Source organism: Caulobacter sp. D5 (assembly GCF_003185805.1).
Lineage (GTDB): Bacteria > Pseudomonadota > Alphaproteobacteria > Caulobacterales > Caulobacteraceae > Caulobacter.
In genome coordinates this window covers 1-2,980 of sequence record NZ_QHJY01000458.1, presented here as the reverse complement: position 1 = coordinate 2,980, position 2,980 = coordinate 1, and the positions used below count along the sequence as shown (strand labels likewise).

3 protein-coding genes are annotated in these 2,980 nt (G+C 69.9%); all 3 read left to right on the top strand.

Going from position 1 to position 2,980, the window contains the following annotated elements:
* The first annotated feature begins 241 nt into the window (after positions 1-241).
* Positions 242-1,651, top strand: coding sequence for an O-antigen ligase (locus DMC18_RS23570; protein WP_110121223.1), 1,410 nt, complete (start codon positions 242-244; stop codon positions 1,649-1,651).
* A complete protein-coding gene (locus DMC18_RS23565) occupies positions 1,648-2,514 on the top strand; it encodes a 50S ribosomal protein L11 methyltransferase (RefSeq protein WP_110121222.1) in 867 nt (288 codons plus the stop codon). Before DMC18_RS23570 ends, DMC18_RS23565 begins: the two co-directional genes overlap by 4 nt.
* Before the next feature lie 99 nt (positions 2,515-2,613).
* Positions 2,614-2,980: hypothetical protein (locus DMC18_RS23560; protein ID WP_110133364.1), on the top strand; the 367-nt coding region annotated here is incomplete at its 3' end.

Sequence of the window (2,980 nt, the reverse complement as noted above, 5' to 3'; positions counted from 1 at the left end):
TGATCCTTCTCCCCCTGCGGGAGAAGGTGTCGGCGAAGCCGACGGATGAGGGGTCTCTCAAACATCCGACACCAAACCCAGCCTGACCGCCAGTCACGGCGGACAGGCCTATCGACCCCTCACCCGACCTCCTTCGGAGGCCACCCTCTCCCGCAGGGGGAGAGGGATTTAGGCCTCCGCCTTGCACCCATCCCCGCGAGCGAAGCGACACTGTGCCGTTTCGCGCCATACGGGAACGCAGATGGACGCGGCCGCGCCGGAACGGGACGAGCACGAGGGAGGGATCCTGCGCACGCTGGAGGCCTGGGCCTGCGGCTTCGTGCTGTTCATGCTGTCCAACGCCCTGATCGGCCCGCTGCTCGACCCCGAACAGGCCGGCGGCGAGGACATGCCGATCCTTCGCCTGATGTGGCTGCCGGTCTACGCCCTGATCCTGGGGCTGGTGATGTGGCGCGCCCCACGCCTGATGAAGTTCTGGCTGCCGGCGAGCGTGCTCAGCCTGCTGGTCTTCTGGGTGTTCGCCTCGTCGTCGTGGTCGTTCGACCCGGGCACCACCAACCGCCGGGCCCTGGCCGCGGCCTTCACCACCCTGTTCGGCTTCTATTTCGCCGCCAGCTTCGATGGCCGTCGCATGGCCGAGATTCTGGCGACCACCTTCCTGATCCTCGGCGCCGGCGGCCTGCTGGCGGCGATCGCCTATCCCAAGATGGGCGTGCAGCACGACATCAACGCTGGCGACTGGCGCGGCCTGTGGTTCGAGAAGAACCAGATGGGCGCGATGATGGTCTACGGCGCCCTGGCCTCGATGGCCGCCATCCTGGCCGGCACGCGACACCGCAAGCTCTTCATCGCCGCCATCGTGCTCTGCGCCTTCATGATCGTGATGAGCAAGTCCAAGACCTCGCTGATGGTGCTGATGATCGGCCTGGCGGGCTCTGGCCTGCTGGGCATGATGCGGCGCGGCCCGGCCACGGCGATCACCATGGTCTGGCTGGGCGTCACCGTGGTCGGCGGCCTGGCCCTGGTCATGTGGCTGGCCCCCGAACTCCTCTTCAAGGCCCTGGGCAAGGACCCCACCCTGACCGGCCGCACCGAGATCTGGGACGCCCTGCTGCGCCAGTCGGCCAAGGCCCCGATCACCGGCTACGGCTACGCCGTCTTCTGGCGCGACGAGTCGGTGCCGGCCATGTTCATCCGCAAGGAGACCGGCTGGAACGTGCCCACCGCCCACAACGGCTGGCTCGACGTGCTGGCCCAGCTGGGCTGGGTGGGCGTGGGCCTGTCGGCGCTGGTCCTGGGCCTGCCGCTGCTGGTCGCCCTGTTCCGCTTCGACAAGGTGCGCGACGGCTACTGGGCGACGCTGTTCCTGGTCATCTTCCTGATCACCACCTTCTCGGAAAGCTTCATCCTGGAGCGCAACGGCATCGCCTGGGCCCTGGCCTGCGCGGCAGCCACGCGCCTGCTGGGACCCGCCCTCGGCTTCGCCCGCAACGCCGAACCCAAGGCCGAGCGCGCCCCGCGCGAAGAGGCGCCGCTGGCCTGGCGCCTGGCCCCGCCCGAGCCGATCCCGGAAATTTGGAGCCCCGCCCCCGTCTTCGGGCGACGCACGGTCTCGCCTTTGGCGGCGCGTACGACTATTGGAGCGGCATGACCGACTACACGCCCCAGCAGATCGTCGCCCGCGGCGCCCGCGCCGACGCCGAAGCCGCCGCCGACGCCATCGACAACATGCCCGGCCTCGAAGGCGCGACCTACTCGATCCTGGAAGAGGACGAGGACAAGAACATCTGGCGCATCGACGCCTTCCCGACCACCGACGAGGAAGACGCCGGCCTGCTGGAGCTGCTGGGCGGCTTCCCGCTGAAGGTCGTGCGCGAGACCCTGGCCGACGCCGACTGGCTGGCCATGGCGCTGTCGGGCCTGCCGCCGGTGCGCGCCGGCCGCTTCTTCGTCTACGGCATGCACGACCGCGGCCGCTTGCCGGCCAGCACCGTCAACCTGCGCATCGAGGCCGGCGCGGCCTTCGGCACCGGCCACCACGGCACCACCGTCGGCTGCCTGCAGGCCTATGACCGCCTGATCAAGGCCAAGAAGTTCAACAAGGTGCTCGACGTCGGCGCCGGCACGGGCCTGCTGGCCATCGCCGCCGCCCGCACGGGCTCCAAGCTGGCCGTCGGCACCGACATCGACAAGCCGTCGGTGCGCATCGCCCGCGAAAACGCCGTGGTCAACAAGGCTAACGCCAAGTTCGTCCACGCCTCGGGCCTGGGCCACCGCCTGGTCGCCGACAACGCGCCCTACGATCTGGTCTTCGCCAACATCCTGGCCCGCCCGCTGATCAGCCTGGTGCAGGACATCAAGCGCGCCCTGGTCCCCGGCGGCACGGTCATCCTGTCGGGCCTGCTGCGCACCCAGGAACGGATGGTCAAGGCCGCCTACCTGTCGCGCGGCTTCCGCGTGAAGACCCGCATCCACCGCGACGCCTGGGCGACGCTGGTGCTCGAGCGGCCGTAAGAAAATACCTCCCTTCCCTCTCCCGATGGGGAGAGGGAGGCGGAACACCTCCGCTTGGCTCCACGTTTCCTCGAACAACAACGTTCCAGGACGAGAGCCATGACCTATACCGATCCTTCCCTTCCCCCGGTCCAGCGACAGCCCGCCCAGCAGCCCGAGCGCGTCGTGGAAGTTCGCCGCGAGTCGAGCCCGCTGGGCTGGCTGGTGGCCGGCGTGGTGGCCATCGTGGCGGTGATCGCCGTGGCCTTCATGCTGACCTCGCGGCCGATGGACGCCTCCACCGACCAGATCGCCCAGGCCCAGGAACAGGGCCGCGCCGCCGGCCTGATCGAAGGCGCGCAGGTCGGCCTCCAGACCGGCGCCCAGCAGGCCCAGGCCGCCGCCGAGAGCTCGGCCCGTGACGCCGCCGCGGCCGCCGACGCCGTCCGCCGCCAGACCGAGGCCCAGGCCCAGAACGCCGCCGACG